Source organism: Microbispora sp. KK1-11, from assembly GCF_006874435.1.
In the GTDB taxonomy this organism is placed as follows: domain Bacteria; phylum Actinomycetota; class Actinomycetes; order Streptosporangiales; family Streptosporangiaceae; genus Microbispora; species Microbispora catharanthi.
In genome coordinates this window covers 268,818-294,356 of sequence record NZ_VIRJ01000002.1, presented here as the reverse complement: position 1 = coordinate 294,356, position 25,539 = coordinate 268,818, and the positions used below count along the sequence as shown (strand labels likewise).

The 25,539-nt window shown below is 69.3% G+C and carries 23 protein-coding genes; 10 read left to right on the top strand and 13 right to left on the bottom strand.

What is annotated here, in order from left to right:
- Positions 1–8: 8 nt before the first annotated feature.
- Complete coding sequence (locus FLW16_RS04265; protein ID WP_142557790.1) at positions 9–986, bottom strand: malate dehydrogenase; 978 nt, start codon at positions 984–986, stop codon at positions 9–11.
- 377 nt (positions 987–1,363) lie between these two features.
- Between FLW16_RS04265 and FLW16_RS04260 the strand changes: the two genes are divergently transcribed.
- The gene (locus FLW16_RS04260) at positions 1,364–3,202 is read left to right on the top strand and encodes a glycoside hydrolase family 6 protein (protein ID WP_312847116.1); all 1,839 of its coding nucleotides are present in this window, start codon (positions 1,364–1,366) and stop codon (positions 3,200–3,202) included.
- An 83-nt stretch (positions 3,203–3,285) separates the two neighbouring features.
- Here FLW16_RS04260 and FLW16_RS43405 read toward each other — a convergent pair whose 3' ends face one another.
- The 5 genes from FLW16_RS43405 to FLW16_RS04240 form a co-directional block, all read right to left on the bottom strand.
- The gene (locus FLW16_RS43405; RefSeq protein ID WP_179155236.1) at positions 3,286–3,462 is read right to left on the bottom strand and encodes a hypothetical protein; all 177 of its coding nucleotides are present in this window, start codon (positions 3,460–3,462) and stop codon (positions 3,286–3,288) included.
- A gap of 104 nt (positions 3,463–3,566) precedes the next feature.
- Positions 3,567–4,535, bottom strand: coding sequence for a 2,3,4,5-tetrahydropyridine-2,6-dicarboxylate N-succinyltransferase (gene dapD / locus FLW16_RS04255; protein ID WP_142557786.1), 969 nt, complete (start codon positions 4,533–4,535; stop codon positions 3,567–3,569).
- Positions 4,536–4,554: 19 nt separating this feature from the next.
- Positions 4,555–4,830 (bottom strand): response regulator transcription factor, encoded by a 276-nt coding sequence (locus tag FLW16_RS44945; protein ID WP_396685056.1) that lies wholly within the window; start codon positions 4,828–4,830, stop codon positions 4,555–4,557.
- Positions 4,831–4,874: 44 nt separating this feature from the next.
- Positions 4,875–5,087 (bottom strand): DUF397 domain-containing protein, encoded by a 213-nt coding sequence (locus tag FLW16_RS04245; RefSeq protein WP_142557782.1) that lies wholly within the window; start codon positions 5,085–5,087, stop codon positions 4,875–4,877.
- Positions 5,080–5,922: a helix-turn-helix transcriptional regulator gene (locus FLW16_RS04240; RefSeq protein WP_260614866.1), complete on the bottom strand. Its 843-nt coding sequence runs from the start codon at positions 5,920–5,922 to the stop codon at positions 5,080–5,082. The genes FLW16_RS04245 and FLW16_RS04240 overlap by 8 nt, the downstream gene beginning before the upstream one ends.
- Before the next feature lie 283 nt (positions 5,923–6,205).
- Here FLW16_RS04240 and FLW16_RS04235 point away from each other — a divergent pair, with 283 nt between their 5' ends.
- Together FLW16_RS04235 and FLW16_RS04230 are read left to right on the top strand one after the other, a co-directional pair.
- Positions 6,206–6,370: a hypothetical protein gene (locus FLW16_RS04235; protein WP_260614865.1), complete on the top strand. Its 165-nt coding sequence runs from the start codon at positions 6,206–6,208 to the stop codon at positions 6,368–6,370.
- Positions 6,371–6,504: 134 nt separating this feature from the next.
- Positions 6,505–6,780 (top strand): hypothetical protein, encoded by a 276-nt coding sequence (locus FLW16_RS04230; protein WP_142557779.1) that lies wholly within the window; start codon positions 6,505–6,507, stop codon positions 6,778–6,780.
- A 241-nt stretch (positions 6,781–7,021) separates the two neighbouring features.
- Here the strand turns inward: FLW16_RS04230 and FLW16_RS04225 are convergent, their stop codons facing one another.
- The 3 genes from FLW16_RS04225 to FLW16_RS04215 are packed head-to-tail and all read right to left on the bottom strand — an operon-like array spanning position 7,022 to position 13,205.
- On the bottom strand, positions 7,022–10,462 hold the full coding sequence (locus tag FLW16_RS04225; protein WP_142557777.1) for a DEAD/DEAH box helicase family protein: 3,441 nt from the start codon (positions 10,460–10,462) through the stop codon (positions 7,022–7,024).
- Between the two features lie 23 nt (positions 10,463–10,485).
- Complete coding sequence (locus FLW16_RS04220) at positions 10,486–11,688, bottom strand: restriction endonuclease subunit S (protein WP_142557775.1); 1,203 nt, start codon at positions 11,686–11,688, stop codon at positions 10,486–10,488.
- The gene (locus FLW16_RS04215; protein WP_142557773.1) at positions 11,688–13,205 is read right to left on the bottom strand and encodes a class I SAM-dependent DNA methyltransferase; all 1,518 of its coding nucleotides are present in this window, start codon (positions 13,203–13,205) and stop codon (positions 11,688–11,690) included. The genes FLW16_RS04220 and FLW16_RS04215 overlap by 1 nt, the downstream gene beginning before the upstream one ends.
- A gap of 306 nt (positions 13,206–13,511) precedes the next feature.
- Between FLW16_RS04215 and FLW16_RS04210 the strand changes: the two genes are divergently transcribed.
- From FLW16_RS04210 to egtD, 5 genes are all read left to right on the top strand, one after another.
- Positions 13,512–14,168, top strand: coding sequence for a hypothetical protein (locus tag FLW16_RS04210; RefSeq protein WP_142557771.1), 657 nt, complete (start codon positions 13,512–13,514; stop codon positions 14,166–14,168).
- 108 nt (positions 14,169–14,276) lie between these two features.
- Positions 14,277–15,398: an ergothioneine biosynthesis glutamate--cysteine ligase EgtA gene (egtA, locus tag FLW16_RS04205; protein WP_142557769.1), complete on the top strand. Its 1,122-nt coding sequence runs from the start codon at positions 14,277–14,279 to the stop codon at positions 15,396–15,398.
- Positions 15,395–16,705 (top strand): ergothioneine biosynthesis protein EgtB, encoded by a 1,311-nt coding sequence (egtB, locus tag FLW16_RS04200; protein ID WP_260614864.1) that lies wholly within the window; start codon positions 15,395–15,397, stop codon positions 16,703–16,705. The genes egtA and egtB overlap by 4 nt, the downstream gene beginning before the upstream one ends.
- Before the next feature lie 4 nt (positions 16,706–16,709).
- Complete coding sequence (gene egtC / locus FLW16_RS04195; RefSeq protein ID WP_142557767.1) at positions 16,710–17,411, top strand: ergothioneine biosynthesis protein EgtC; 702 nt, start codon at positions 16,710–16,712, stop codon at positions 17,409–17,411.
- Between the two features lie 9 nt (positions 17,412–17,420).
- The gene (gene egtD, locus FLW16_RS04190) at positions 17,421–18,404 is read left to right on the top strand and encodes an L-histidine N(alpha)-methyltransferase (protein ID WP_142557765.1); all 984 of its coding nucleotides are present in this window, start codon (positions 17,421–17,423) and stop codon (positions 18,402–18,404) included.
- A gap of 3 nt (positions 18,405–18,407) precedes the next feature.
- On the opposite strand, the gene FLW16_RS04185 is transcribed toward egtD, so the two are convergent.
- From FLW16_RS04185 to FLW16_RS04175, 3 genes are all read right to left on the bottom strand, one after another.
- Positions 18,408–19,754: a HAMP domain-containing sensor histidine kinase gene (locus tag FLW16_RS04185; protein WP_185949246.1), complete on the bottom strand. Its 1,347-nt coding sequence runs from the start codon at positions 19,752–19,754 to the stop codon at positions 18,408–18,410.
- A gap of 202 nt (positions 19,755–19,956) precedes the next feature.
- Positions 19,957–22,323 (bottom strand): ABC transporter permease, encoded by a 2,367-nt coding sequence (locus FLW16_RS04180; RefSeq protein ID WP_142557761.1) that lies wholly within the window; start codon positions 22,321–22,323, stop codon positions 19,957–19,959.
- The gene (locus FLW16_RS04175; RefSeq protein ID WP_142557760.1) at positions 22,317–23,075 is read right to left on the bottom strand and encodes an ABC transporter ATP-binding protein; all 759 of its coding nucleotides are present in this window, start codon (positions 23,073–23,075) and stop codon (positions 22,317–22,319) included. The genes FLW16_RS04180 and FLW16_RS04175 overlap by 7 nt, the downstream gene beginning before the upstream one ends.
- Positions 23,076–23,185: 110 nt before the next feature.
- On the opposite strand from FLW16_RS04175, the gene FLW16_RS04170 reads away from it, so the two are divergent.
- Positions 23,186–24,406 carry a histidine kinase gene (locus FLW16_RS04170; protein WP_260614863.1) on the top strand — a complete coding sequence of 407 codons (1,221 nt, stop codon included), beginning with the start codon at positions 23,186–23,188 and terminating at the stop codon, positions 24,404–24,406.
- Complete coding sequence (locus tag FLW16_RS04165; RefSeq protein WP_142557758.1) at positions 24,394–25,050, top strand: response regulator transcription factor; 657 nt, start codon at positions 24,394–24,396, stop codon at positions 25,048–25,050. Before FLW16_RS04170 ends, FLW16_RS04165 begins: the two co-directional genes overlap by 13 nt.
- A 5-nt stretch (positions 25,051–25,055) precedes the next feature.
- On the opposite strand, the gene FLW16_RS04160 is transcribed toward FLW16_RS04165, so the two are convergent.
- On the bottom strand, positions 25,056–25,454 hold the full coding sequence (locus FLW16_RS04160) for a PPOX class F420-dependent oxidoreductase (RefSeq protein WP_142557756.1): 399 nt from the start codon (positions 25,452–25,454) through the stop codon (positions 25,056–25,058).
- Positions 25,455–25,539: the final 85 nt, after the last annotated feature.

Here is a 25,539-nt window from a genome sequence, read left to right as displayed (position 1 = left end):
CGAGATCGTCAGATGAGACCGAGAGCCCGCACGGCGTCGCGCTCCTCGACCAGCTCGTTCACCGAGGCGTCGATCCGCTCGCGGGAGAACGCGTCGATCTCCAGACCCTGGACGATCTCCCAGCGGCCGTTCCTGGACACGACCGGGAACGACGAGATGAGGCCCTCCGGCACGCCGTAGGAGCCGTCGGACGGGATGGCGGCCGAGGTCCAGTCGCCCTCGGGCGTGCCGTTCACCCAGTCGTACACGTGGTCGATCGCCGCGTTGGCCGCGGACGCCGCCGAGGACGCGCCGCGCGCCTCGATGATGGCGGCGCCGCGCTTGGCGACGGTCGGGATGAAGGTGTCGCGCAGCCACTCCTGCTCGACCTGCTCGGCCGCGATCTTGCCGCCGACCTCGGCGTGGAAGAGGTCCGGGTACTGCGTGGCGGAGTGGTTGCCCCAGATCGTCATCTTCTTGATCTCGGCCACCGGCACGTTGAGCTTGGCCGCGAGCTGCGAGAGCGCGCGGTTGTGGTCGAGACGGGTCATCGCGGTGAACCGCTCGGCCGGCACGTCGGGAGCAGCGGACTGCGCGATGAGCGCGTTGGTGTTGGCAGGGTTGCCCACGACGAGCACGCGGATGTCGTCGGCCGCGTGCTCGTTGATGGCCCTGCCCTGCGGGCCGAAGATGCCGCCGTTGGCCTCGAGGAGGTCGCCGCGCTCCATGCCCTTGGTGCGCGGGCGGGCGCCGACGAGCAGCGCGACGTTGGTGCCGTCGAAGGCCTTGGCCGGGTCGTCGGAGATCTCGATGCCCCGCAGCAGCGGGAACGCGCAGTCGTCGAGCTCCATCGCGGTGCCCTCGGCCGCCTTGATGGCCTGTGGGATCTCCAGAAGGCTCAGCTTCACCGGGATGTCAGCCCCCAGGAGCTGGCCCGAGGCGACGCGGAAGAGCAGCGCGTAACCGATCTGGCCGGCCGCGCCGGTGACGGTCACTTTGACGGTCATGACGATCCCCATTCGCGATATGTGTGACTCACGGATGCTACCCGTCGGCCCCTATCCCCTTGTGAGCAGGTGGGGCATCCGGCTTCCGCGCGTCGGGAGCGGCTCTGGACGGGACATCCGGCCCCTGGCCACGCGTTTCGCCTGCGAAAGGGTGAAACTTTCACGAAACACGCAGGTGACTTCAGACGTAACGGCGTGACGGAATCCCTGCTCGGACGCGACGTGAACGCCGGGCCGGGACTTCGCCGTACGTCCGCCCTTGACGGGTCTCTGTACGGCGCCGGAGGTGGTGCCTATGGTTCGTGGGAGCGCTCCCAAGCGCAGTATTCATCGCCAGGAGGACCTTCCCAATGAGATCCACCCCCCGACCGGGAGCCGTGAGCTCCACGGTGCGCCGCGGCCTGGTCGCGGCGGCCGTGCTCGCGCTCGGTTCCACGGCGGCCGTCGCCACCGCCACATCGGCGAGTGCCGCGGTCTCCTGCAAAGTCAACTACTCCGCCAGTGAGTGGCAGGGCGGCATGTCCGCCAACCTGACCATTCAGAACCTGGGCGACGCCCTCAACGGCTGGACCCTCACGTTCAGCTTCCCGAACAGCAGCCAGAAGGTCAGCCAGGGCTGGTCGGGCAACTGGAGCCAGTCGGGCAGCAACGTGACCGTGACCGCCCTGGACTGGAACAAGTCCCTGTCCACCGGCGGCTCGACGAGCATCGGCTTCAACGGAACCTGGTCCGGAAGCAACCCGGCGCCGACCGACTTCAAGATCAACGGCGTGTCCTGCAACGGCACCCCGCAGTCGCCATCGCCGTCGCCGACGGTCTCCCCGTCGGTCTCTCCGTCGGCCTCGCCCTCTCCGAGGGTCTCCCCGTCGGCCTCGCCCTCTCCCAGGGTCTCCCCGTCGGCGTCCCCGTCGCCGTCCGCTTCACCGTCGTCCTCGCCGCCGCCGCCCGGGACCCACGTGGACAACCCGTACGTCGACGCGACGGGCTACGTGAACCCGGACTGGTCGGCCAGTGCGAAGTCCGAGCCGGGCGGTTCGCGGGTGGCCAACATCTCCACGGCGATCTGGCTGGACCGCATCGCGGCGATCAGCTCCGGCTCGGCCGGCAACAACAGCATGGGCCTGCGCGACCACCTCGACGAGGCGGTCAGGCAGGACGCGGCCAACGGCAGCGCGCCCCTCACAATCCAGGTCGTCATCTACGACCTGCCGAACCGCGACTGCTCGGCGCTCGCCTCCAACGGCGAGCTGAAGATCGCGCAGAACGGCCTCGCGCGGTACAAGAGCGAGTACATCGACGTGATCGCCGGGATCATGGCGGATCCGAAGTACTCGAACCTCCGCATCGTGACGGTCATCGAGCCCGACTCGCTGCCGAACCTGATCACCAACGTGAACGCGTTCCAGGCGTGCCAGGAGGCCCAGTCCTCGGGCGCCTACGTCCAGGGCGTGCAGTACGCGCTGAACAAGCTGCACGCGATCTCGAACGTGTACACCTACGTGGACGCGGCGCACCACGCCTGGCTCGGCTGGGACAGCAACTTCCAGCCGATGGTGAACCTCTTCTACCAGGTCGCCACCGGCACCACCGCGGGCGTGAAGAGCATTGACGGCTTCATCGTGAACACCGCCAACTTCTCCGCGACGGTTGAGCCGTACTTCAACATCAACACCACCGTGAACGGCCAGTCCGTGCGCCAGTCCAGGTGGGTCGACTGGAACTGGTACGTGGACGAGCAGTCCTTCGCGGTCGGTCTCCGCAACGCCCTGATTTCGAAGGGCTTCCCGAACACCGTCGGCATGCTGATCGACACCTCCCGCAACGGCTGGGGCGGCACGGCCCGGCCGACCAAGGCCAGCACCTCCACCGACGTCAACACCTTCGTCAACGAGTCGCGCGTCGACCGCCGTATCCACGCCGGCAACTGGTGCAACCAGTCCGGCGCCGGCATGGGCGAGCGGCCGAAGGCGAACCCCGCCGCCGGTCTCGACGCCTACGTCTGGATCAAGCCTCCGGGTGAGTCCGACGGCTCCAGCTCGGCGATCGACAACGACGAGGGCAAGGGCTTCGACCGGATGTGCGACCCGACCTACACCGGTAACAGCCTGAACGGCAACAACCCGAGCGGCGCCCTGGCGGGCGCCCCGGTTTCGGGCCACTGGTTCTCCGCGCAGTTCCAGCAGCTCATGCAGAACGCCTACCCGCCGCTCTCGTAACACGAGGCGTGCCAGGCGCACAAGAAAGCGGGCCCCGTCGCACTGCGGCGGGGCCCGCCCCTTTTTCCCGGCCACAGGGCCGGTCAGGTGTAGTGGTTCGACCGGCTGCTCCGGGTGAGCTTGAGCACGACCGACACGATCAGCGCGATCGCGCCGATGATCAGAACCCACTTCAGCGCCCCGAAGATGAGCCCGATGACGGAGCCGAGAAGGAAGAACCCGACGATTACGGCTGCGGCGATGAGGAGAATGCGTCCCATACCTTCACCGTACGGGCCGCCCTCCCGCCGTTCACAGGGCCGAAGGCCAAGTTCAGGGCAGACTCAGGGTCATCTCAGGGTGGGGGAGGGGGCCCGCTGGAGCGTCAGTCGTTGGCGTGCAGCGCGGCGTTGAGCTCGATGCCCCTGCTGTCGCGGGACACGGCCTCGACCGCCCCGGTCGTCGAGTTGCGGCGCAGCAGCAGGCCCGACTTGCCCGACAGCTCCCTCGCCTTCGCGACCGTTCCGTCCGGCAGCGTGACCTTGGTGCCCGCCGTGACGTACAGCCCGGCCTCCACCACGCAGTCGTCGCCGAGCGAGATGCCGATGCCGGAGTTGGCCCCGAGCAGGCAGCGCTCGCCGATCGAGATGACCTCCTTGCCGCCGCCGGACAGCGTCCCCATGATCGAGGCGCCGCCGCCCACGTCGGATCCGTCGCCCACGACGACCCCCGCCGAGATGCGGCCCTCCACCATGGAGGCACCGAGCGTGCCGGCGTTGTAGTTGACGAAGCCCTCGTGCATGACGGTGGTGCCGCTCGCCAGGTGGGCGCCGAGCCGTACGCGGTCGGCGTCGGCGATCCGCACTCCGGCCGGCAGCACGTAGTCGACCATCCGGGGGAACTTGTCCACGCCGTACACGGTCACCGGGCCCCGGGCCCGCAGGCGCAGCCGCACCTCCTCGAACCCCTCCACCTTGCACGGGCCGTGGTTGGTCCACACGACGTTGGCCAGCAGCCCGAAGATCCCGTCGAGGCTGAGCGCGCGCGGCCGGACCAGGCGGTGGGACAGCAGGTGCAGACGCAGGTACACGTCGTGCGCGTCGGCCGGCGGGGCCGACAGGTCGGCGATGCCGGTGCGCACGGCCACGACCTCGACGCCCCGGGCGGGGTCGGGGCCGACCAGTTCCGCCATGCCCTCGCCGAGGTCCTCGCCCGCGATCGGCTCGGTGCCCACGGCCGGGGGCTCGCCCAGCGCCGGGAAGGGGAACCAGGTGTCCAGCACGGTGCCGTCCGCGGCGATCGTGGCGAGGCCGATGCCGTACGCACCCGAGGTGGTGGAGTCGATAGCTGTCATGTGCACCAACGCTACCGGCTTACGACGAGGCATCACCGGGGCGGACGACGCCCGACTCGTAGGCGTAACGCACGGCCTGGGCGCGGTCGCGCAGACCGAGCTTGGCCAGCAGGCGGTTCATGTGCGTGCTCACCGTCGCCTCGCTGATCGACAGCGTGTCCGCGATCTCGCCGTTCGACAGCCCCCGCGCGACCAGGCGCAGCACCTGCTCCTCGCGCGCGGTGAGTCCCGTCTCGGGCGGCGGCGCGGCGGGCTGCGCGCGGCGGTAGGCGTCGGCGACCCGCCCCGTCACCACGGGCGGGTCGCCGGAGGCGACGTGTTCCGGGGACGCCTCCGCGATCAGCTGTCGAACTCGCCGTTCTTTACACCTGCGATGAAGGCGCTCCACTCGCTCGGGGTGAAGGCCAGGACCGGGCCTGAACGGTCCTTGCTGTCCCGTACGGCCACCAGCCCCGGCAAGTTCGTCGCCACCTCGACGCAGTTGTCGTTAGTGGCACCGGAATAGCTGGACTTGCGGAACTCAGCGCCGAACAGGTCGGGGAAGTCAGTCATGATCTCTCCTCGCTGCGGCGATGAGCGCCGCGGATTCGTCAGGGGGCAGGGCTATCTCGGCGAGGTGCTCGAATGTCAGCGTAAGCCCCCTTACCTGGTCGGCGGCTTCTACATACACGTCACCTCCGGGGCAACCGGTGTAGCCCACGTCTGGGTCGCCCTCGTCAAAGGACAGCACGGAGAAGCCCCCATCGAGCCCGACGTGCAAACCGGCCGTTAGCGGCACGACTTGGATCGTCACGTTAGGCCTGTCCGCAACGTCGATCAGGCTGTCCAGTTGCCGCCTCATCACACCTGGCGACGCGACCGGGCGGCGCAGGGCCCCCTCGTCCATCAACGCGTGCAGTGATGGCGCACTCGACGCAAGGAGCGTGATCTTACGCGCCATCCGGGCGTCAACTCGGCGTTTCAGCTCTACATCGTCTGGGGCGGGCCGGGCCGGACCGATGAGCGCGCGGGCGTACTCCTCGGTCTGGAGCAGGCCCGGGATCAGGGCCGGCTCCCAGGTGCGAATCGCCGTCGCTTCGGCTTCCAGAACCACGTAGGACCCGGCGAAGACGTCGCTGTAGGCCGTCCACCAGCCGCGCTGGCTGGCATCTCGGCAGAGCTGGATCAGCCCCGCCTTTGTCGCGGAGTCGGCCCCGTAGAGGTCGCAGGCATCGGCGACGTCGGCGACGCTTGGGCTGGTCCGCGCGTTCTCGATCCGGTTGACCTTCGGGCGGCTCCAGCCGAGCTGCTTCGCTGCCGCTTCAGGCATGAGGCCGGCCGCCTCACGTAGTCGTCGCAGCTCGCGGCCCAGTCGGCGATGCCGGACTGTCGGGCTCTTCATCGGCATGCGGTCAAGTCTGATGGGAAGTCAGTAAAACTTCTACGTGCACAGCTCTTGCCAACGTGCACAGTACACGCGACGATGATCCCGCATGAGTCGTTACAGCTTGTGATGAAGCAACAACAGGGAGAAGTGACTGCCTGGACAACGGCTCAGTTTTGCTAGTGAGAAGCGGACCCGCCCGACGCTGCCACGACCGGACGGGCCCTTGGACAGGAAGCGAGGTTCCTGACCCATGACCCAAGATAGGGCCACTGCACCCGGCACGGAGTTCGCCGGGTGGCGGATCATGAGGAGCGATGCCGGGCGCTTCTGGGCGAGCCGTGAGCGGCCGTTTCCGGCATCGGCCGAGCAGGCAGGCGCCTGCCGTACCGTCGACGCCGACGACCTGCGCGAGCTGTGTCAGACGATCGCCGAACAGGAGAGCCTGGCCGAGGTGGCGATCCCGCAGTGATCGGAAACCACATGACAGAGTCCGCGAGACGCGGTCCTGGCGGCGGACGGAACGGCGGGTCCATCTGGGGCATGCCTTTCATGCCGGGTCGCGCTAGGGGCGGGATCCCCCGTCGCTCGTGTCCGCCTTGGTGCATGGAGGCTCACATCGATGAGCACCCGGGGGAGCGCATCCACAATGCCTGGCTCCAGTCCATCGAGCTGAACGCGATTCCCCTGGCCGGGCAGCCGCAGCGGATGTGGATCGATCTCAGCCTCGGGCCGGGTGACGCCGAGCCCCGTGTCCACCTGCAGATCGAAGAGCGCCCCTTCGTGGAGCTGACGATCAGCGAGGCGCGGAGCATCGGTATGCATCTCGTCGGCCTGGCCGCCCTCGGGCTGATGGAGATCCCGCCGACGTCACCCGCCTGACGCTCGTACGCAACGAGCGTCACCGATGAGCTGTCCTGTCGGTCGTTGCCGGCCGCGACCGGCAGGGCCTGGGCGGTCTTCCGTAGACGCCTTCCCCGCTGAGGAAGACCGCCCCCGCCGAACGGCCGGCCTGCCGTACAGCCCCCGTTACGGCAGGCAGGCCTCATGCCCGGCCCCGAGGTCTGACAGCACGCGCCTCGGAGCCACGACCCTTTCCGCGCGGATGACCTCGGCTGGTATTTCAGGCGGCGTTCTCCTGGGGCACCGCCGTCGCCTGGATCGATGCGAGGACCTCGATAAGCGCGTCTACATCGGGATCGGGGAAGAGGTCTTCGGGGCCACCAGGAGCCAGCGACGTGAAGGGCGACTCGTAAAGCACGTCGACCTCCATGAAGCCGTTCTTCGCCAGGAAGTCGATCACCAGTGAGACGAAGTGGAGCTGGCTCGCGGTGAGGTTCTTGCCCATCTGGAACTGGTCGAACGCCTTCGCCGCGGCCTCTCGGTCGAGACCGGTGAGAGACCGGAGGAAGAGGCCGAGCCCGCCGTGCTCGGATTTGGCCCGCTCGATGTCGTCCGCCGTGCCGAATCCGTTCCTGAGGAAGATCAGCTCAAGCTGGTCGAGGTCGGCGGATGTGATCTGCCGGTTGCGGTGAAGCTTCTGGATCACAAGCTCGTTCTCGTGGCTGCGCAGGTACGTCCGGACCTTGGCTTCGAACTTGGATTTGTCCGTGCCCAGGGACACCCCGTTGATCTGCGTCACGCTCAGGTCGCCGAGCTCGTCTTCGAAGTCGGTGTAGACGATGCCGCGCTTCACCTTGGGGATGAGCTTGACCAGCCCGCGCAGCCGTTTGCGCATGTTCTCCAGCATCGGCAGCGTGACGTCCTCCCACCACTGATCAGTGATGAGGTCTTCGAGGAACTCCTGCTGCTGCCTGACGTTGGGGATCGTCAGCGTGGTCGGATCGAGCAGCGCTGAGGCGATCTCCTGCACCTGGTCACGTAGCTTGGAGTAGTCCGCGTCGGCTTGAATCAGGGCGAGTTGCAGTCGCAGCGCGAGCAGGTCGAAGCGCTTGGCCTCCTGGCTGTTGTCGTCGTCGCGGAACTCGGTGGGGAGGCCGGCCAGGGCCGAGGTGATCTCGGCGTGCTTGTCCAGCGTGATCCGCTGCCAATTCGCAGGTTCGCGGTACGTCTCAACCTCGCGCAGGTGACGGCGCACCTCGACGTTGGCCGTATTCATGTTGGCCACTTCGGCCTGAAGCCGACTGGCGAGGGACCAGCGCAGATCGACCTCGCTCTTCGTTCCGTCGGGCGTGCCGTCCGAAGGCGGAGGCAGGTCAGGATGCTGCTGGTCGAGCTTGAGCAGCAGGTCCATCCGCTGCTTGAACAGCCGCTCGCTGAGCGAGGGCTGCACCCTGCCCTCAGCAGTCGGGAAGTTCTGATTAAAGAACCCCACGTTCTGGAACAAGTCGAAAACGAGGAAGCCGGTCTTGTCCTGGTTGGGGCCGAACAGATCGGGGCAGAGCCGCGTGCCTCGCCCGATCATCTGCCAGAACTTCGTCTTGGATCGCACGAGCTTGGCGAACACCAGGTTGACGACCTCGGGCACGTCGATGCCGGTGTCGAGCATGTCGACCGAAATCGCGATATGCGGGGCCTTGTCTCGGTCGGAGAACTTGTCGATCAAGTCTTGGGCGAGCCGCTTCTGATAGGTGATGACCTGCGCGAACGTACCCTTGTATTCGGGGAAGAGTTCGTTGAAGCGCTGGGCGATGAACTCGGCGTGGTTGTTGTTCCGGGCGAAGACGATGGTCTTGCCCAATCGCTCCCCACCCTCGACCTTCGCGCCGTACGTCATCAGCGTGATGAGTGTCTTGTCGATCGTGTCCGCGTTGAACAGAAACTTGTTGATCTCGTCGGCGCTGATCTCGTCTGGAACGTCATCGTTCTCCGACCAGTCGAGCGCGTCCCACTTCTCCTTGTCCTCGTCGGAGAGGTCGTCGTACTTGATGCCGCCGCGCTGGAACTTCAGCGGCACGTCCACGGCGGTCGGGGCAACGAGATAGCCCTCGGCTACGGCCTCGTCGAGACCGTAGACATCGGTGGGCACACCGTCTTCCAGGTGGAAGAGCCGGTAGGTGTTGCGGTCGATCTCGTCCTTCGGAGTGGCGGTCAGCCCGACGAGCAGCGAGTCGAAGTAGTCGAAGATCGCGCCGTACTTCTGGTAAACGGACCGGTGCGCCTCGTCAATGATGACCAGGTCGAAGTAGCCGGGGCCGAACCTGCGCACCCCATCGGCGGTCTCGTTGATGAGGTTCATCATCGTCGGGTACGTCGAGACGTAGACCCGGCCCTCGTCGTTCTTCTCGTTCAGCAGGTTCACCGTGGGCACGCCCGGCAGGTGCTCCTTGAACGCGTTAGTGGCCTGGGTCACCAGCGCCTGGCGGTCGGCCAGGAACAGCACCCGCTTGACCCAGTTGGCCCGGATCAACTGGTCGACCAGAGCGATGATCGTGCGGGTCTTGCCGGAACCGGTCGCCATCACGAGCAGCGCGTGCCGCAGGCTGTCTTTGTCGAACGTCTCGTCAATGCGGCGGATGGCCCGGCTCTGATAGTGACGGCCGGCGATCTCCTCGTTAATCGGCTCCGTCGTCAGCGGCCGGCGGCTGCTGCGGCGATGGATGAGGGTGCGCAGTTCGTCCTTGGTGTAGAAGCCCTGGGCCTTCCGGGGCGGATAGTTCAGGTCGTCCCAGATGAAGGTGTCGTAGCCGTTGGTGTAGAAGATCACCGGCCGCTGGCCGTACATCTGCTCCAGGCAGTCGGCGTACGTCTTGGCCTGGTGCTGGCCGACGGCCGCGTCATGGCTGGTGCGCTTGGCCTCGACCAAGCCGAGGGGCTTGCCGTTGTCGTCCCACAACACGTAATCGACCTTGCCGGTCCCGGTCTGCGTGTTGGGCATGCCGGTGATCGGGAACTCCCGGTCGTCCTTCTTGTCGAGCGGCCAGCCCGCCTCCTTCAGCAGCAGGTCGATGAGGAGTTTCCGGGTTTCGGCTTCGTTGTAGTCGTGCGTGTCCTGAACAGTCGCGTTGGCCGCCTTGGCCTGCTTGATTTCGGCCCGGAGTTTCGCCAGCTCGGCGTCCAGGTCCTGGTTCTTCCGGAGCTGTTTGGCCAGCTCGGCCTGCTGCTTGGCGAACTCCTCGGCCATTTTCCGGAGTTCGTCCTGCTTCTTCTGCTTGAGCTCGGCTGGCATGGGCTTGGGAATCAGCGTCTGGTCAAAGGCCAAGCCGGCGGCTGGCAGCGCATTCTGGTTCCGGGCATACCGCCGGGCGATCCAGTACATGACATGGAACAGCTCGGCCACGGTCCGGATCGCGTCCCCGGGCGGAACCGGCCCGTGCCGATGCACGGCTGTGTTCCCTTGGCGCCGGATGAGGTCCATCTTGGTTCGGATCACCGGACCGACCAGATTGACCAGGGTCGGCTCGGTAATCAACGCCGCGAGGTCGTCGCGGTAGGGCATCGTCAGCGTGTCATCGGCCGTATAGAGCCAGGTGACCGCCAGCTCCAGCGTCCGCCGGGCATAGAAGCACGACACCCGTGGATCTGCGATCGCGAGCCGCTCCGCACGACTCGCTTCTTCGTATAAATCAGGCCATTCCGGACGAAGGAATGTGAAGTTGCCCAACGGACACCCTCCGGGGGAAGGATTCAGTTATCCTGATTGTCCCACAAGTCTCCCCGAAACGCCCGCTGTTGGAGCGAGGCAAAGAGAGTGTCCAGTTCGGCAGCATGGGCGATATGGCGAGTCTTTGCTTCATGAATGGCTCGGAGTTTTACGGCAAACTTCTGCTGCAGATCGAGCGGAGGAAGATGAATCGGGAGGCCCTTGATTATTGCCATATTGAGGCCGGACATGATGGCGCCTTTGGCTGTCTTTCGCAAGTATGATTGAGCCGACGGATGGCGAAGGAAATAGCTGTGTAGGAATTCCGGCAAACACTTACTTTGGTCGAGAGTGATGCAGCAGAGATGCTTTGTGTTGATTGCGATCGGAATGTCTTCCGGGACGATCGCGCAGCGGCCGCACGTCCCCATGATGGTGATTAGAACGTCGCCCGGATGTACGGTATAGCGTGATAGCTGCTTATATTTTTGTTCTGTAATGTACCTGCGTTCTCCCCAGCGAAACTCGTTCGTCACAGCGTTGTCGATGCCGAGAACGGCAATACCACTATTCACGAACTCCTCGTGGAGGAGTTGACTGCCAAATGGCCCCGTGCGAATCGATCCTCGGACGGGCGCTGCAACCTCTTCCACCGTGCGCAGCTCCCAGCCGTCTGTGGGGGTGCCGAACATGTCGAGGAAGACGGATTCGATGAGGTCATCGAGGAGGGCGATCGCCTCTTGGCGCTTGGCGCGTAGTTTATCGGCCTGATCCAGTGCTTCGACGATTCTGTCCTGCTCATACAGGGAGGGAACGGGCACTTCAAGCCTGGCGAGTTTTGCCTTATTGAGAGTTTTCCCCATCACTGCATCATCGGTTTCTACTGTCAATGGGATCGTTTGCAGTGCCCAGTAGAGGAAATTGCTCGTTATAAGCCGTGGATCTTTAATATGGAGCGCAGCAATAGCCTCGTTACTGTACATGGGAACCTTGGTAATGCCGACTTTCCCGATGCTCAATTTGAAACTGAGGACGACCGTTCCTGGAGGGATGGGTGCTCCCATCAAGCTCTCGGCGGCGAATTGACTAATCTGCTCCTTGGTTCGCATGAGTATGCGGCCTTGATTCATGTCGGCAATCGAAAGCCATGGCCATCCTTCGCCCCAGTAAGCTGGCTCGTTCCGGGCGGGAGTTCGCCCTATTTTTATCTCACATAGCTCGGCCAGTCTGCGTGTTTTCCAAGCCATTACTCCAGCATTCCCTTCAGCTCGGACATGCCCTGCTGGATTTCGGACTCGATCTGCTCCAGCTCTTCCAGGATTTCCATCGGTGGGCGGTGTTCGATCTCCTCGTGGACAATTTCCTTGTATCGGTTGAGGCTCAGGTCGTATTCCTGGGCGGCGACGTCGGCCTTGGGGACAAGGAAGCTCTGCTCCGTTCTGGCCCGCTGCTTCTCACTGCCGTTACGAAGCGCCCACCTTGCGAGAACATCGGGGAGGTTGTTCTTGGCATGCTCAGCCTCGTCGAGCTGAGCCGTCGGCGTGGGACCAAGCTTGTTCTCGCTCAACAGCGGAGTGCGCTTGTCGTCGAGGCTGAAGCCGTCGGCAGTGACCTCGTAGAACCAAACGTCGTCCGTACCACCGTTGTTGGTCTTGGTGAAGAACAGGATCGCCGTCGAGACTCCGGCGTACGGCTTGAAGACACCGCTCGGGAGCTTTACCACCGCGTCGAGCTTGTGGTCTTCGACCAGGATGCGGCGGAGTTCCTTATGAGCCCCTGTTGAACCGAAGAGCACACCCTCCGGGACGATGACGGCTGCACGGCCACCTGGCTTGAGCAGGCGGAGGAAAAGTGCCAGGAACAGCAGCTCGGTCTTCTTGGTCTTGACGACCTTGAGGAGATCCTTGGCGGTGGTCTCGTAGTCGAGGCTGCCCGCGAAGGGCGGATTGGCCAGGATCATCGTGTAGCGCTCGGCCTCGCTCGCGGTGTTCTCGGCCAATGAGTCGCGATAGCGGATGTCCGGGCTCTCGATCTCATGGAGCAGCATGTTCATGCTGGCGATCCGCAGCATCGTGCTGTCGAAGTCGAAGCCGTGGAACATGCTTTCGTTGAAGTGGCGCCGCTGCGCCAGGTCGAGGAGCGCGTCCTTGTGGGTCCGGTTGACATACTGAGCCGCTGCCACCAGGAAGCCGGCGGTGCCGCAGGCCGGGTCGCAGATCTCGTCCTGCGGGCCGGGGGCCATCATGTCCACGATGAGCTGGATGATGTGGCGGGGGGTGCGGAACTGCCCGTTCTGCCCAGCGGTAGCGATCTTGCTGAGCATGTACTCGTACAGATCGCCCTTGGTGTCCTGCTCGCCCAGGCGGATCTCGTCGAGCATGTCGACGACCTTGGTGAGCAGGTTCGCCGTCGGGACCGTGAACCGGGCGTCCTTCATGTGGTGGGAGTAGGTGGAGTCTTCCCCGCCCAGCTCGCGCAACCAGGGGAAGACCGCGTCCCGCACCACCTGATGCATGCTCTCCGGGTGCAGTTCGGTGAACTCCGACCAGCGAAGGGCGTTGGTCTCCTCGGTGTAGATCGGATTCTCGATCGGCTTCCCGCTACGGCTGGCCTTGCGCTCCTTCGCGGTCTGGATGTCCTCCAGCCGGCGGATGAACATCAGGTAGGTGATCTGCTCGATGACTTCCAAAGGGTTGGAGATCCCGCCCGACCAGAAGGCGTCCCAGATCCGGTCTATCTTGCTCTTCAGTTCACCCGTAATCACGATGCGTCAGCGTAGCGGAGCGGCCCCGATACTCCACCGGCTTCCGCCACAGATCGTGACCTACGGGCAAGGGCGGCATCTGCTTCCATACGCGCAGGATGACGGCATTCCCTCTTCGCGTGGCGGCATCAACATCTCACTTGCACTGCAAGCGTCCTATGAGGATCCGAGTTCGCGACCGGATCAACCATCACCGGCAACGTCGGCGGGGGATACGGGGAGTCCGGGAAATCAGCCTGGCGGGGGACGAAGGGTCAAGGGACGCTTTGACGACGGGGTGGGGGACCGCTCCGTACGGTCCTCCGCATGCTTACCAACGCGAACACCTTCCGCCGCGTCGCGGCGGGCACGAGCCTCATCCTTGCCCCGCTCTGCCTGCTCCTCGGCATCGCCGCCGACCCGTCCGAGCCCGGGGTCGACGACCCCCTCGCGTACGCGCACAACCCGGGCGCCGTGGGCGTCAGCGCGACGCTCCTCCACTACGCGTGGGCCCTGTGGGTGCCCGGCGTGATCGGCCTCGTCCACCTCGTACGCAAGAAGGGCGTGGTGCTCGCCAACATCGCGGGCGTGATCACGGTTCTCGGCCTCATCAACTTCTCGGCGCTGATGATCTCGGACTTCTTCTACATCGTGGCGTTCCAGATGCTGCCGGTGGACCAGGCGGAGAAACTCATGCAGGACGGGGCCCAGCCCGCGATGATCACCGCCTGGCAGATGCCCGGCATGATCGGATCGTTCCTCGGTCTCGTGCTCGTGGCCGTCGCCTACGCCTGGGGAGGCCGGGCCGGGTGGTGGTTCCCGGCCGGCGTGCTCGTCGGCATCCTCGTCTGGCTGTTCGGCGCGAGCGCGTGGAACCTCGTGCTCGGCCTCGGCGGCCCGGTCATCCTGCTCGTCGTCTTCGGAATCGTCGGCGTCTCGATGATCCGCATGCGCAACGAGGAATGGGCGACCTCCGCCGCGTGACCTGTGTTAACGCACTGTTTCGGTGGGTTTCAGGTTGAGAGGGGGGATTGCGGGGAAAGTTGACTCGGCACGACCGAGTCGCGTAAACATCGGCCCGATGGGGGGCGAATGACCGACGTGCAGAGGTACGCCCGGGACTGCTTCCGCGGAGTCACCTCCGACCGGTTGGGCGTCGAGCTGGAGTTCCTGGTCTTCGACGCGGACAACCCCGTGCTTCACGTCCCCATCGCCCGGATCGCGGGCGCGCTCCCCGCGCTCCCGGGCGGCAGCCGGGTGACGTTCGAGCCGGGCGGGCAGCTCGAACTGTCCGCCCCGCCGGACGTCCTGCCCGCCGCCCTCGCGAAGCTCGCCGCCGACGTCGCCGCCGTACGGCTCGCGCTCGCCCGGGCCGGGCTGCGGCTGGGCGGCCGCGGCCTCGACACCCTGCGCCCGCCCCTGCGGCAGTTACGAGAGCCCAGGTATGAGGCGATGGCCGCGGTCCTGGAGCGGCCGCACGGCCTGACGATGATGTGCTCGACGGCGTCGATCCAGGTCAACCTGGACTTCGGCGAGGATCACCGGGCCCGCTGGGAACGGGCCCACGTGCTCGGCCCGGTGCTGGTGGCGGCCTTCGCCAACTCGCCCGCCGACGGGTGGGCCTCCGGCCGCCAGGCCGTGTGGGGCAGGCTCGACCCGAGCAGGACCGCGCCGGTCGCACAGAACGGCGACCCGGCGGACGACTGGGCGCGCTACCTCCTCGACGCCCGCCTCATGCTGGTCCGGAGGGCCGGCGGTCTCCTGCCGGTCCTCGACGGCTCGGCGTTCCGCGACTTCGCCCGCGTGGCCGGGCGACCCCCCGGTCAGGCCGACCTCGCCTACCACGCCACCACGCTCTTCCCGCCCGTGCGGCCCCGGGGCTGGCTGGAGGTGCGCTACCTCGACGCGCAGGGGGCCGCCGAGTGGCCCGTGTGCGTGGCCGTCGTCCACGCGCTCGTCACCGACGACCGGGCCGCCGGGCTCGCCATGGAGGCGGCCCGGCCGGTCGCCCACCGGTGGGCGGACGCCGCCCGTCTCGGTCTCGCCGACCCCGATCTGCGCCGCTCCGCCTCGGTCTGCTTCGCCGCCGCCGCCGAGGCCCTGCCCCGTCTCGGGGCCGAGCCCTCGCTGGTCGCCCGGGTCCGCGCGTTCGCCTCTCGGCACATCGAATCCGGCCGATCGCCGGCCGCCGACCAGATGGAGGTGTTCGCGTGACCGATCTCGACGCCGTCCTGGGCAACGCCGGCCCGACCGGTCTGAAGGAGCGGATCGCGGCCGAGCTCGCCGCCGTACGCGAGCGGTCGCTCGCCTACACCGACGCCGACGACGACATGCTCGTGCGCCAGCACTCGCCCCTGATGTCGCCGCTGGTCTGGGACCTCGCCCACGTCGGCAACTACGAGGAGCTGTGGGTGCTGCGCGAGGTGGGCGGCATCGAGCCGCTGCGCCCGGAGATCGACCATCTCTACGACGCGTTCAAGTATCCGCGCAAGGACCGGCCGTCGCTCCCGCTGCTCGGCCCGGCCGAGGCCAGGAAGTACATCTCCGGTGTGCGCGGGCGGGTGCTCGACGTACTCGACCGGGTGGACCTGACCGGTCCCGATCCGCTGCGGTCCGGCGGCTACGTCTTCGGGCTGGTGCTGCAGCACGAGCACCAGCACGACGAGACCATGCTCGCCACGCTCCAGCTGTCCCGGCGGCCCGGCCTGGTCCGTGACGGGGAACTGCCGCCCGGCAGGCCCGCCGCCGAGCCCGAGGTGCACATCCCCGCCGGGGTCTTCACGATGGGCACCGACACCGTGGCCTGGGCGTACGACAACGAGCGGCCGGCCCACCGGCTGTACCTGCCGGGCTACTGGATCGACCGCCACCCCGTCACGAACGGGGCCTACCTCGAATTCGTCGAGGACGGCGGCTACCGCGACCCGCGCTGGTGGGTGCCGCAGGGCTGGGAGTGGGTCGAGCGGAACGGCGTGGAGGCCCCGCTGTTCTGGACGCGCGACGGCGACACCTGGTGGCGGGTCAGGTTCGGCCGGGAGGAGCCCGTGCCGCCGGACGAGCCGGTGCAGCACGTCTCGTGGTACGAGGCCGACGCGTACGCCCGGTGGGCGGGCAAGCGCCTGCCGACCGAGGCCGAGTGGGAGAAGGCGTGCGGCGGCCGCACGTACCCCTGGGGCGAGGCCGATCCCGGCCACCTCGGGCGCTGGGCCAACCTCGGCCACCGCGCGGCCCGGCCCGCGCCCGCCGGGGCGTTCCCGGACGGCGCGAGCCCCTACGGGGTGGAGCAGCTCATCGGGGACGTGTGGGAGTGGACCGACTCCTGGTTCCAGCCCTATCCCGGTTACCGGTGCTTCCCCTACGAGGAGTACAGCAAGGTCTTCTTCGGGGAGACCTACCGGGTGCTGCGCGGCGGGTCGTGGGCCACCCACCCCTCCGCCGTCCGCACGACCTTCCGCAACTGGGACTACCCGATCCGGCGGCAGATCTTCGCCGGGTTCCGCTGCGCCCGCTCGGAGGAGTGAGGGGATGTGCCGTCACGTGGCGTGGCTGGGCCCGGCGCGGTCCCTGATCACGCTCATCAGCGACCCAGAACACGGCCTGCTGCGTCAGTCGTACGCGCCGCGCCTGCAGAAGTACGGCACGGTGAACGCCGACGGGTTCGGCTTCGGCTGGTACGACGGGTCCCGGCCCGTGCGCTACCGCCGTACGGTGCCCATCTGGGCGGACGCCAACATGCCCGGCCTCGCCGCGGCGGCCCGCTCGACGTGCCTGATCGCGGCGGTGCGGTCGGCCACGGTCGGGATGCCGATCGAGGAGACGGCCACCGCGCCGTTCGCCGACGGGCCCTGGCTGCTCAGCCACAACGGCAGGGTCAGGCGTGAGGCCGTCCGGCCCCTCGCGGCCGACGCGGAGAGCGTGTGCGACTCGGCGTGGCTCGCCGCGGCCGTGTTCACCCGGCTGGGGGACGGCCTGCCGCTCGCCGACGTCCTGCCCGCCGTCGTCCGCGCGGCCGCCGAGGGCGACCCGGAGGCCCGGCTCAACCTGCTCGTCACGGGAGGTTCCCACCTGGCCGCCGTCGCGTGGGGCGACACGTTGTTCACGCACCTGGAGGAGGGGGTGCTCGTCGCGAGCGAGCCGCTGGACGACCGGCCGGGCTGGCGGGCCGTGCCCGACCGGAGCCTGCTGCTCGCGTCCCCCGACGGCGTTTCGGTGACACCCATCGATTGAGAGGCGACCATGGTTACCGATCATCTCGGCGGCGACTACCTGCGCCAGGCTCTGGAGAACGACGTACGCGCGGGGCTCACCTCGTCGCCCAAGTGGCTGCCCCCCAAGTGGTTCTACGACGCCGCGGGCAGCGAGCTGTTCTCCCGGATCACCCGGCTGGCGGAGTACTACCCCACCCGGCGCGAGCTGGAGATCCTGCGCCGCCGCGCCGTCGACGTCGCCGGCCTCAGCCGCGCCGACACTCTCGTCGAGCTGGGCTCGGGCACCAGCGAGAAGACCGTGCTGTTGCTCGACGCGCTGGCCAACGCGGGCACGCTGCGGGCCTACACGCCGGTCGACGTGGACGACGTCACGCTGGGGGCCGCGGCCGAGCGGCTCGCCGTACGCTATCCCGGACTCGACGTGCGGCCGGTGCGCGCCGACTTCGAGCAGCACCTCGCGCTGCTGCCGAGGACCGGCAGGCGGCTGGTGGCGTTCCTCGGCGGCACGATCGGCAACCTCCCGCCCGCCGCGCGGGAGGTGTTCCTCAAGGAACTGCGCGCCACGCTGCGGCCGGGCGACACCCTGCTGCTCGGCACCGACCTGGTGAAGGACAAGGGGCGGCTCGTCGCGGCGTACGACGACCCGGGAGGCGTGACGGCCGCCTTCAACCGCAACGTGCTGCACGTGCTCAACCGGGAGCTGGACGCCGGATTCGAGCCGGAGGCGTTCGAGCACGTCGCGCTGTGGGACGAGGACAACGACTGGATCGAGATGCGGCTGCGGGCGACCCGGCCCATGGAGGTCCCGATCAGGGCGCTCGGCCTCACGGTCGCCTTCGCCGAGGGCGAGGAGATGCGCACGGAGATCAGCGCCAAGTTCCGCAGGGAGGGCGTGCTCGACGAGCTGTCCCGGGCCGGGTTCGCGGTCTGCCGCTGGTACACCGACAGCGCCGCCGACTTCGCGCTGACCCTGGCCGCCGTCGGGAACGGCCGCCCGAGCGTCAGCGGCTGAGCGTCACCGGCTGATCTGGCGGGCGCCGCCCGCGGCCGCGGCGCCCGCGGGCAGCGGCAGGCGCAGGACGAAGCGGGCGCCGCGCGGGGAGTCCTCGACCCGCAGCGTCCCGTGGTGCGCGTCCGCCGTGATGCGGCACAGGGCGAGGCCCAGCCCGGTGCCCTTGGGGTCGCGGCGGCGCCCGTCCTTCAGGCGGACGAACGGCTCGAAGACCCGCTCGCGGTCTTCCGGCGCGATGCCGTCGCCGTCGTCGAGCACGGTGACGACCGCCTCGCCCCCGGCCCGCCCGACCGTGACATCGACCCTGCTGTACGCGTGGCGCTGGGCGTTGACCAGCAGGTTGGTCAGCACGCCGCACAGCTGGACCCGGTTGCCGAGTACGGTCACCTCGTCCTCGACCTCGACGTGCACGGGCACGCCGTCCGTGCGGGCGGCGGCCTCCTCCCGCGCGAGCGCCCCGAGGTCGACCGGCTCGGGTTCGGCCGTCGCGGCCGTGCGGACGCGGGCGACCGTGAGCATCTCGTCGATGATCGCCTGGCATCGTTCTGTGGTCAGCACCGCCGTACGGATCGCCTCGTACGGATCGGTCTCCTCACGGTAGAGCAGCGCCTCCTCCAGTTGCGTGCGCAGCCCGGCGAGCGGGGTCCGCAGCTCGTGGGAGACCATCGAGGCGAAGTGCCGCTGCTGGCGCACCGAGGTGTCGAGACGTTCGAGGAAGCTGTTGGAGGCCCGCGCGAGCTCGGCGATCTCGTCACGCCCGGGCGGCTGGGGGACGCGCAGGCTCAGGTCGCGCACGCTGATCTCGGTCACCATCTCGCGAATCTCCCTGACCGGACGCAGCGTGCGGCCCGCGGCGCGCCAGCTCGCCCAGGTCCATCCGGCGGTCATCAGCAGCACTCCGATCGCGATGAACAGCTCCAGCCGCCGCGTGGCCAGGAGGCCGGGCTCGGTCCTCCCCGCGTACACGGCGTGCGGCTCGCCGTTCCAGAACAGCCGGGACTGCACCGGCAGGACCCGTACGGCGGTGAGCACGACGCACCGGCCCTCGTCCGGGCACTCGATCCGGTACTGCAGCCGGTCCTGGCCCGTGGGGAAGGGGGCGGTCAGCGGGGCCCGGCCGCTCGCCGCCCGGCTGGCGGTGATCACCCGGTTGCGGGAGTCGACGAGCTGCACCAGGTCCTCGTGCGCGGCCGGCGGCTCCGGGATGCCGTTGGGGCCCATCGAGGCGATCCAGTCGGTGGCCACCCGCTGGGTGTCCATGAAGAGGTGGCTGTGGATCCGGTTGCGGACGGCGATGTCCAGGCCGAACCCGATCACCGTGAGGACGACGAGGGAGAGGACCGCGCTCATCAGGGCGGTCCGCGCCTGGATCGAGCGCGGGCGTAAAAGGGAAGGCACGTGCCAGCCCGCCATGACCCCTCCGTTCGTGTCCGTTATGCAATGCTCAGGAAAAAAATGTTAATAAGGGCCATCCGGAAACCGGGCCGTCTGAACACGTGGGATCGCAATACTTGCGATAACAAGGCGAAGGATCGACGGTTCCTTTGCCTGATCACGCAACTGCCCTGGTACGCGGCCTGGATGAGGTCTTTCCTGAAGTGAAAGGTGTTTTTCCTGGGAAAGTGCTCGCTCCGGCCGCGAGGACGAGACAGGCGGCGACGACGGCCGCGACCGTGGGCCAGGGGACGACCAGCGGAACGGCCGCGCCGGACTTCTGCGCCAGCCCGGCGCGCATTCCGAGCAGCGCCGGAACGGCCACGGCGAGGCCGAGCACGGTGCCGATCCCGGTGACGAGTGCCGCCTCGGCCGCGGCCGAGGCGGTCACCTGCCGCCGCGTCGCGCCCGACAGGCGCAGGACCGCGAACTCGCGTGCGCGTGCCGACGCCGCCATGACCTGCGTGTTGACGATCGCCAGGCCCGAGTAACCGGCCGAGACCCCGACCAGCAGGAGCGTGAACAGCCAGACGAGCCGGTCCTCCTCCGCCTGGTCGCCGGCCGCGCGGTCGGCGACGCTCACCGTCCTCGCCCCCGGGAAGACCATCCCGGCCGGCCGGGACACGTACGCCTCGGGGGTCAGCGCCGACGGGTCGTGCGCCCGGACCGTGTCCCTGGAGACCAGCACCTCCGCCGGCGCGCCGGGCAGGACCGCCGCGATCCGCAGGCGCACGGCCCTGCCGTCCTCGAAGGTGAGCGGCACGACGTCGCCCTTCCGCCAGCCGTGGTCCCGGGCCACCCACTCCGCGACCGCCGACTCGCCGGTCGTGAGGTGATCGTCGCCCAGCGCGGAGAGCGGCCGGTCGCTGTACACGGTGGTGGGCAGCGGCACCGCTGGGGCCGAGGCCGCCGCGAGCGCCGCGTCCGACAGGCCGGGGGCGCCGTCGGGCACGAGCACCGCCGCCGCGGGGGTGCCGGTCGCCCGCCCCACCGTGTAGGCCGCGGCGGTCGTGCGCACCATGCCGGTGACGAGCACGGCGAAGCCCACCGTCAGCAGGACGGGGGCCGCCGTGGCGGCGGTGCGCCGCACGGCCGTCATCGCGCTCCGCCCGGCCAGCATGCCCACGGCCGTCCGGGAGACCGGCCATGCGAGGACGCGGACGAGCGACGGCAGGACGACAGGGGCGAGCAGGGTGAGCCCGGCGATCAGCGCCATCGCGGCGAGCAGGACGTCGTTCACCAGGGCGTCCTCGCCGGCGGAACCGCTCGCCACCGCCAGGGCCAGGCCGCCGGCGACCGACACGATGCCCGCGATCCACCGCACGCGGGTCATCGGCGTGCCGCCCGCCGCGTGGTCGCGAAGGGCCTCGAGCGGGCGGACCCGGGCTGCCCTGCCCGAGGCGGACCACGCGCCGAGCAGGCCCGCCGCGATCCCGGCCGCGACCGCTCCGGCCACGGGCAGCGGGGCGAACCGCACGCCGAACGACTCGGGCTCGAAGCCCGCCGCGACGAGCACCCCGCCCACGGCGGGCGCGACGGCCGCGCCCAGCAGCGCCCCCGCCGCGGCGGCGACGGCTCCCACGGCGAGCGCCTCGCCGTACACGATCAGCCGCACCTGGCGCGGGGTCGCGCCGACCGCCCGCAGCAGGCCGAACTCCCGGCGCCGCTGGGTGACCCGGAACGCGAACGTGGAGGCCACCACGAACACCGACACGAACCCGCCGAGCAGCGCCATCGCGGTCAGCACCTGCATGCCGATCCAGCGGGTCCGCGCGTCGGCCGCGGGCTCGGCCGCCGCCCGGTCCGGCCCGGCGAGCACCTGCCCGGACCCCCCGACGACACCATGCACGACACCCCGCACGGCACGCCGTACGGCGGAGGGTTCGGTCCCGGGCCGGGTGAGCAGTCCGATGACGCGGACCCCGCCCCCGAGGCGCGCGGCCTCGCCGTCCGAGACGTACGGTCCGGGGCCGTCGGTGAGCCCGCTGACCGTGTAGGGCGCGGGTCCCCTGGCGGTCAGCAGCGTGACCGGCGATCCCGGCGCGATCCCGAGCGCGCGGCCGAGCACCACTTCTCCGGCGCGGACCGGCGGACTGCCCGCCACCAGCCGGTGCGGCGCCAGCGCCGCGGTGCTCCAGCCTCGTGCCTCGTCTCCGCCGGACGGCCTGCCCCGGACGACGGCCTGGGCGTAGAAGGCGCGGTCGGGGACGGCCGCCGCGACGCCGGGCACCGACGACAGCGCGCGGACCAGCGCCTCCACCGTCTCCGGAGACCAGGGCCGGTTCTCGGCGAAGGCGTTGTCGTCCCCGGGCACGCCGGGGGTGCGTACGAGCAGGGGCGCGGCGGCGTACCGCGCGGGCACCCGCGGGCCCGCGGACGTCAGCAGCAGCGCGCTCGCGGCGAGGACCGCGGCGCCGAGGCAGAGGGCGACGAAGGTGCCCGCGAGCCCGGTCCACCGGCCACGGAGGAGCGAGAGGCTCAACATGCCTCCTCCAGCAGGGCCATGCGCGCGGCGATCTCGGCGGCGCCCGACCGGCCCAGTTCCCCGGCGAGCCGGCCGTCGGCCAGCAGCACGACCCGGTCCGCGTACGCCGCCGCGGCGGGGTCGTGCGTGACCATGACGACGGTCTGCCCGTGGGCGTCGACGAGCGCGCGCAGGAGTTCCATGACCATGCGGGACGCGGCGCGGTCGAGCGCGCCGGTCGGCTCGTCGGCGAAGAGCACGGCGGGCGCGGTGCCTCTCGACCGCGTGATGAGCGTGCGGGCGATCGCCACCCGCTGCCGCTCGCCGCCGGAGAGCTCGGCGGGCCGGTGCCCGGCCCGCCGGTCCAGGCCGACCTCGGCGAGCGCGTCGCGCACCTCGTCAGGACCGGGGCGGCGCCCGGCCAGACGGAGGGGGAGCGCCACGTTCTCCTCGGCGGTGAGCGCGTCGACCAGGTTGTACTCCTGGAAGACGAAGCCGATTCGTTCCCTGCGCAGCAGGGTGAGCGCCTTCTCGTCGAGGGGGCCGAGGTCGGTGCCGCCGATCAGCACGGTCCCTGACGTCGGCCGGTCGAGCCCGGCGGCGCAGTGCAGCAGCGTGGACTTGCCGGAGCCCGAGGGCCCCATCACGGCGGTGAAGGTCCCCTGGCCGAAGCCGAGGGTCACGCCGTCGAGAGCGGTCACCGCGCCAGGCCCGGTGCCGTACACCACGCGGACCGAGTCGATCAGGACCGCTTGCCCGGTTGTCTGTGTCATGTCGCTCAGCCAACCGGCGGCGGGCCCGCGAGGCACTGACACTGGGGCGAGACCCAGGGGTATCCCCAGCACTACCGACACCGGCGCGCTCAGCGGTTAGCGTCGGTGCCGTGGCCACCCCGTTCCTCGTCCCCGCCCCTGTGACCCTTGTGCCCCGGACCGCGCTGGACGCGCTCAGCGGACCGCCCCAGCGCTTCCTGGCCTCGGCCTGGCCGTGGAGGTCTCTGGCGTACCTGCTGGCCGGGGCCGTCCCCGGTCTCGCGTTCGCCGTCGTCCTGGTGCCGGTCCGTGCGGTGGGCGGCCTGCTCGCCGCGCCGCTGTCCCTCGTGGTGGCCGCCGTGCTGCTGATGCCCCTGTCCCGGTTCGAGCGGTGGCGGCTGCGCCTCGCGGACCGGCAGCCGGTGCGCGGACTGCCGGACGGCTGGTGGCCGGGGTGGCGGGAGGCGGGGCACACCCTCGTGGCGGTGGTCGCGCTCTGGTGGGTCGACCTGCTGGTGGTGGCGGCCGCGATCGCCGGGCCGGTGGTGCTGATCCTCTCGCCGGTCGTGCAGCCGATCGCTCCCGAGGGCGAGGCCACGCTGGGGCAGACCTTCGTCGGCTCGGCCGTCGGGCTGCTGCTGGTGCCCGTCGCGGCGTACACGATCGCCGCCTGGGCGGGCGCCAGGGCGGCGATGGCGCGGGCGATGCTCGTCCCGCAGGAGGCCGAGATGCGGGAGATCGCGCGGTCGCGGGCGCGACTGGTGGACGCCTTCGAGGCCGAGCGCCGCCGCATCGAGCGCGACCTGCACGACGGCGCGCAGCAGCGGCTCGTCGCGCTGTCGATGAAGCTCGGCCTGGCCGGGCTCGACCTTCCGCCGGGCTCGCCCGCGGCCGTGCGGCTCGACGAGGCGCGCGAGCTGGCCGGGCAGGCGCTCGCGGAGCTGCGCGAGCTGATTCGCGGTGTCCATCCGCAGGTGCTCGCCGACCGCGGGCTGCCCGCCGCCGTACGCGATGTGGCCGGTAGGTCGCCGGTGCCCGCGCGGGTGGACGTCGAGCTCGACCGGCGGCCGCCCGAGCGGGCGGAGGCGGCGGCCTACTACGTCGCGTGTGAGGCGTTGGCGAACGTGGCCAAGCACAGCGGGGCCGGCTCCTGCGCGGTGCGCGGCCGGCTGCGCCGGGGCCGGCTCGTGCTGGAGATCGCCGACGACGGGCGAGGGGGAGCGGACCCGGCGCGCGGCACCGGCCTGACCGGGCTCGCCGACCGGGTGGCGGCCGTCGGCGGCACACTGACCGTCGAGAGCCCGTACGGCGGCCCGACCACGGTGAGGGCGGAGATCCCGTGCGAGTGGTGATCGCCGAAGACTCGGTGCTGCTCCGGGAGGGCCTCGCCGGCCTGCTGGAACGGTTCGGGCACAGCGTCGTCGCGGCCGTCGGCGACGCCCCCGCGCTGATCGCGGCGGTCGCCGAGCAGGACCCGGACGTCGTCGTCGCCGACGTGCGCATGCCGCCCGGCTACAGCGACGAGGGGCTTCGGGCCGTGCTGGAGCTGCGGGCGGCGCGGCCGTCCCTCGCGGTGCTGGTGCTCAGCCAGTACGTCGAGCAGACCTACGCCGCCGAACTGCTCGACCAGACCCGGTCCTCGGGCGGGGGCGGCGTCGGCTACCTGCTGAAGGACCGGATCGGCGACGTCACGCAGTTCGCCGGCGCGGTGACGACGGTCGCGGGCGGCGGCACGGTGATCGACGCCGAGGTCGTCCGGCAGTTGCTGCGCGGGCGCCGCGACCCGCTGGCCCGGCTCACGCCACGCGAGCGCGAGGTGCTCGCCCTCGTCGCGGAAGGACGGTCGAACGCCGCGATCGCCCGCGCGTTGTTCGTCTCCGAGGCGGCCGTCGCCAAGCACATCGCGAGCATCCTGGCCAAGCTCGACCTGCCTCCGGACGCCGACGACCACCGCCGGGTGCTCGCCGTGCTCGCCTACCTACGTGCCGCCGTGTGAACGGGTCAGCGGCCGGCGCTGGAGATGACCTTCTCGGGAGCGATGCGCACGGTGATGCGCTGCTCTCCCGGCTGGCGGTAGGGGTAGGCGTCCACCCCGAGGTACTTCTTCGCCAGGCCGTCGATGACCGCGTCCGCGCCTTCGAGCTCCAGCTCGGCGGTGCCCGAGACGCTGACGAAGCGGAAGGCGTTCTCCGGGTCGAGCACGCTGACAGACACCCGGGGGTTGTCACGCAGGTGCCGCTCCTTCGCCCGCCCCACGGCGGTGTTGAAGATCACTTCGTCGCCGTCGACGTCCACCCACACCACGGTGTTGTGCAGCGACCCGTCCGGCCGGATGGTCGTCACCCAGGCGTGGACCGGTTCCTTCAGCAGCGCTACGGCGTTCTCATCGAGCTTGCTCATCTGACTCCTCCTTGATTCGTTGACGCTGACGCGAGAACGGGGACATGATCCGAGCCTCGTGCTCCCATGTTCCCAGCCGGCGCGA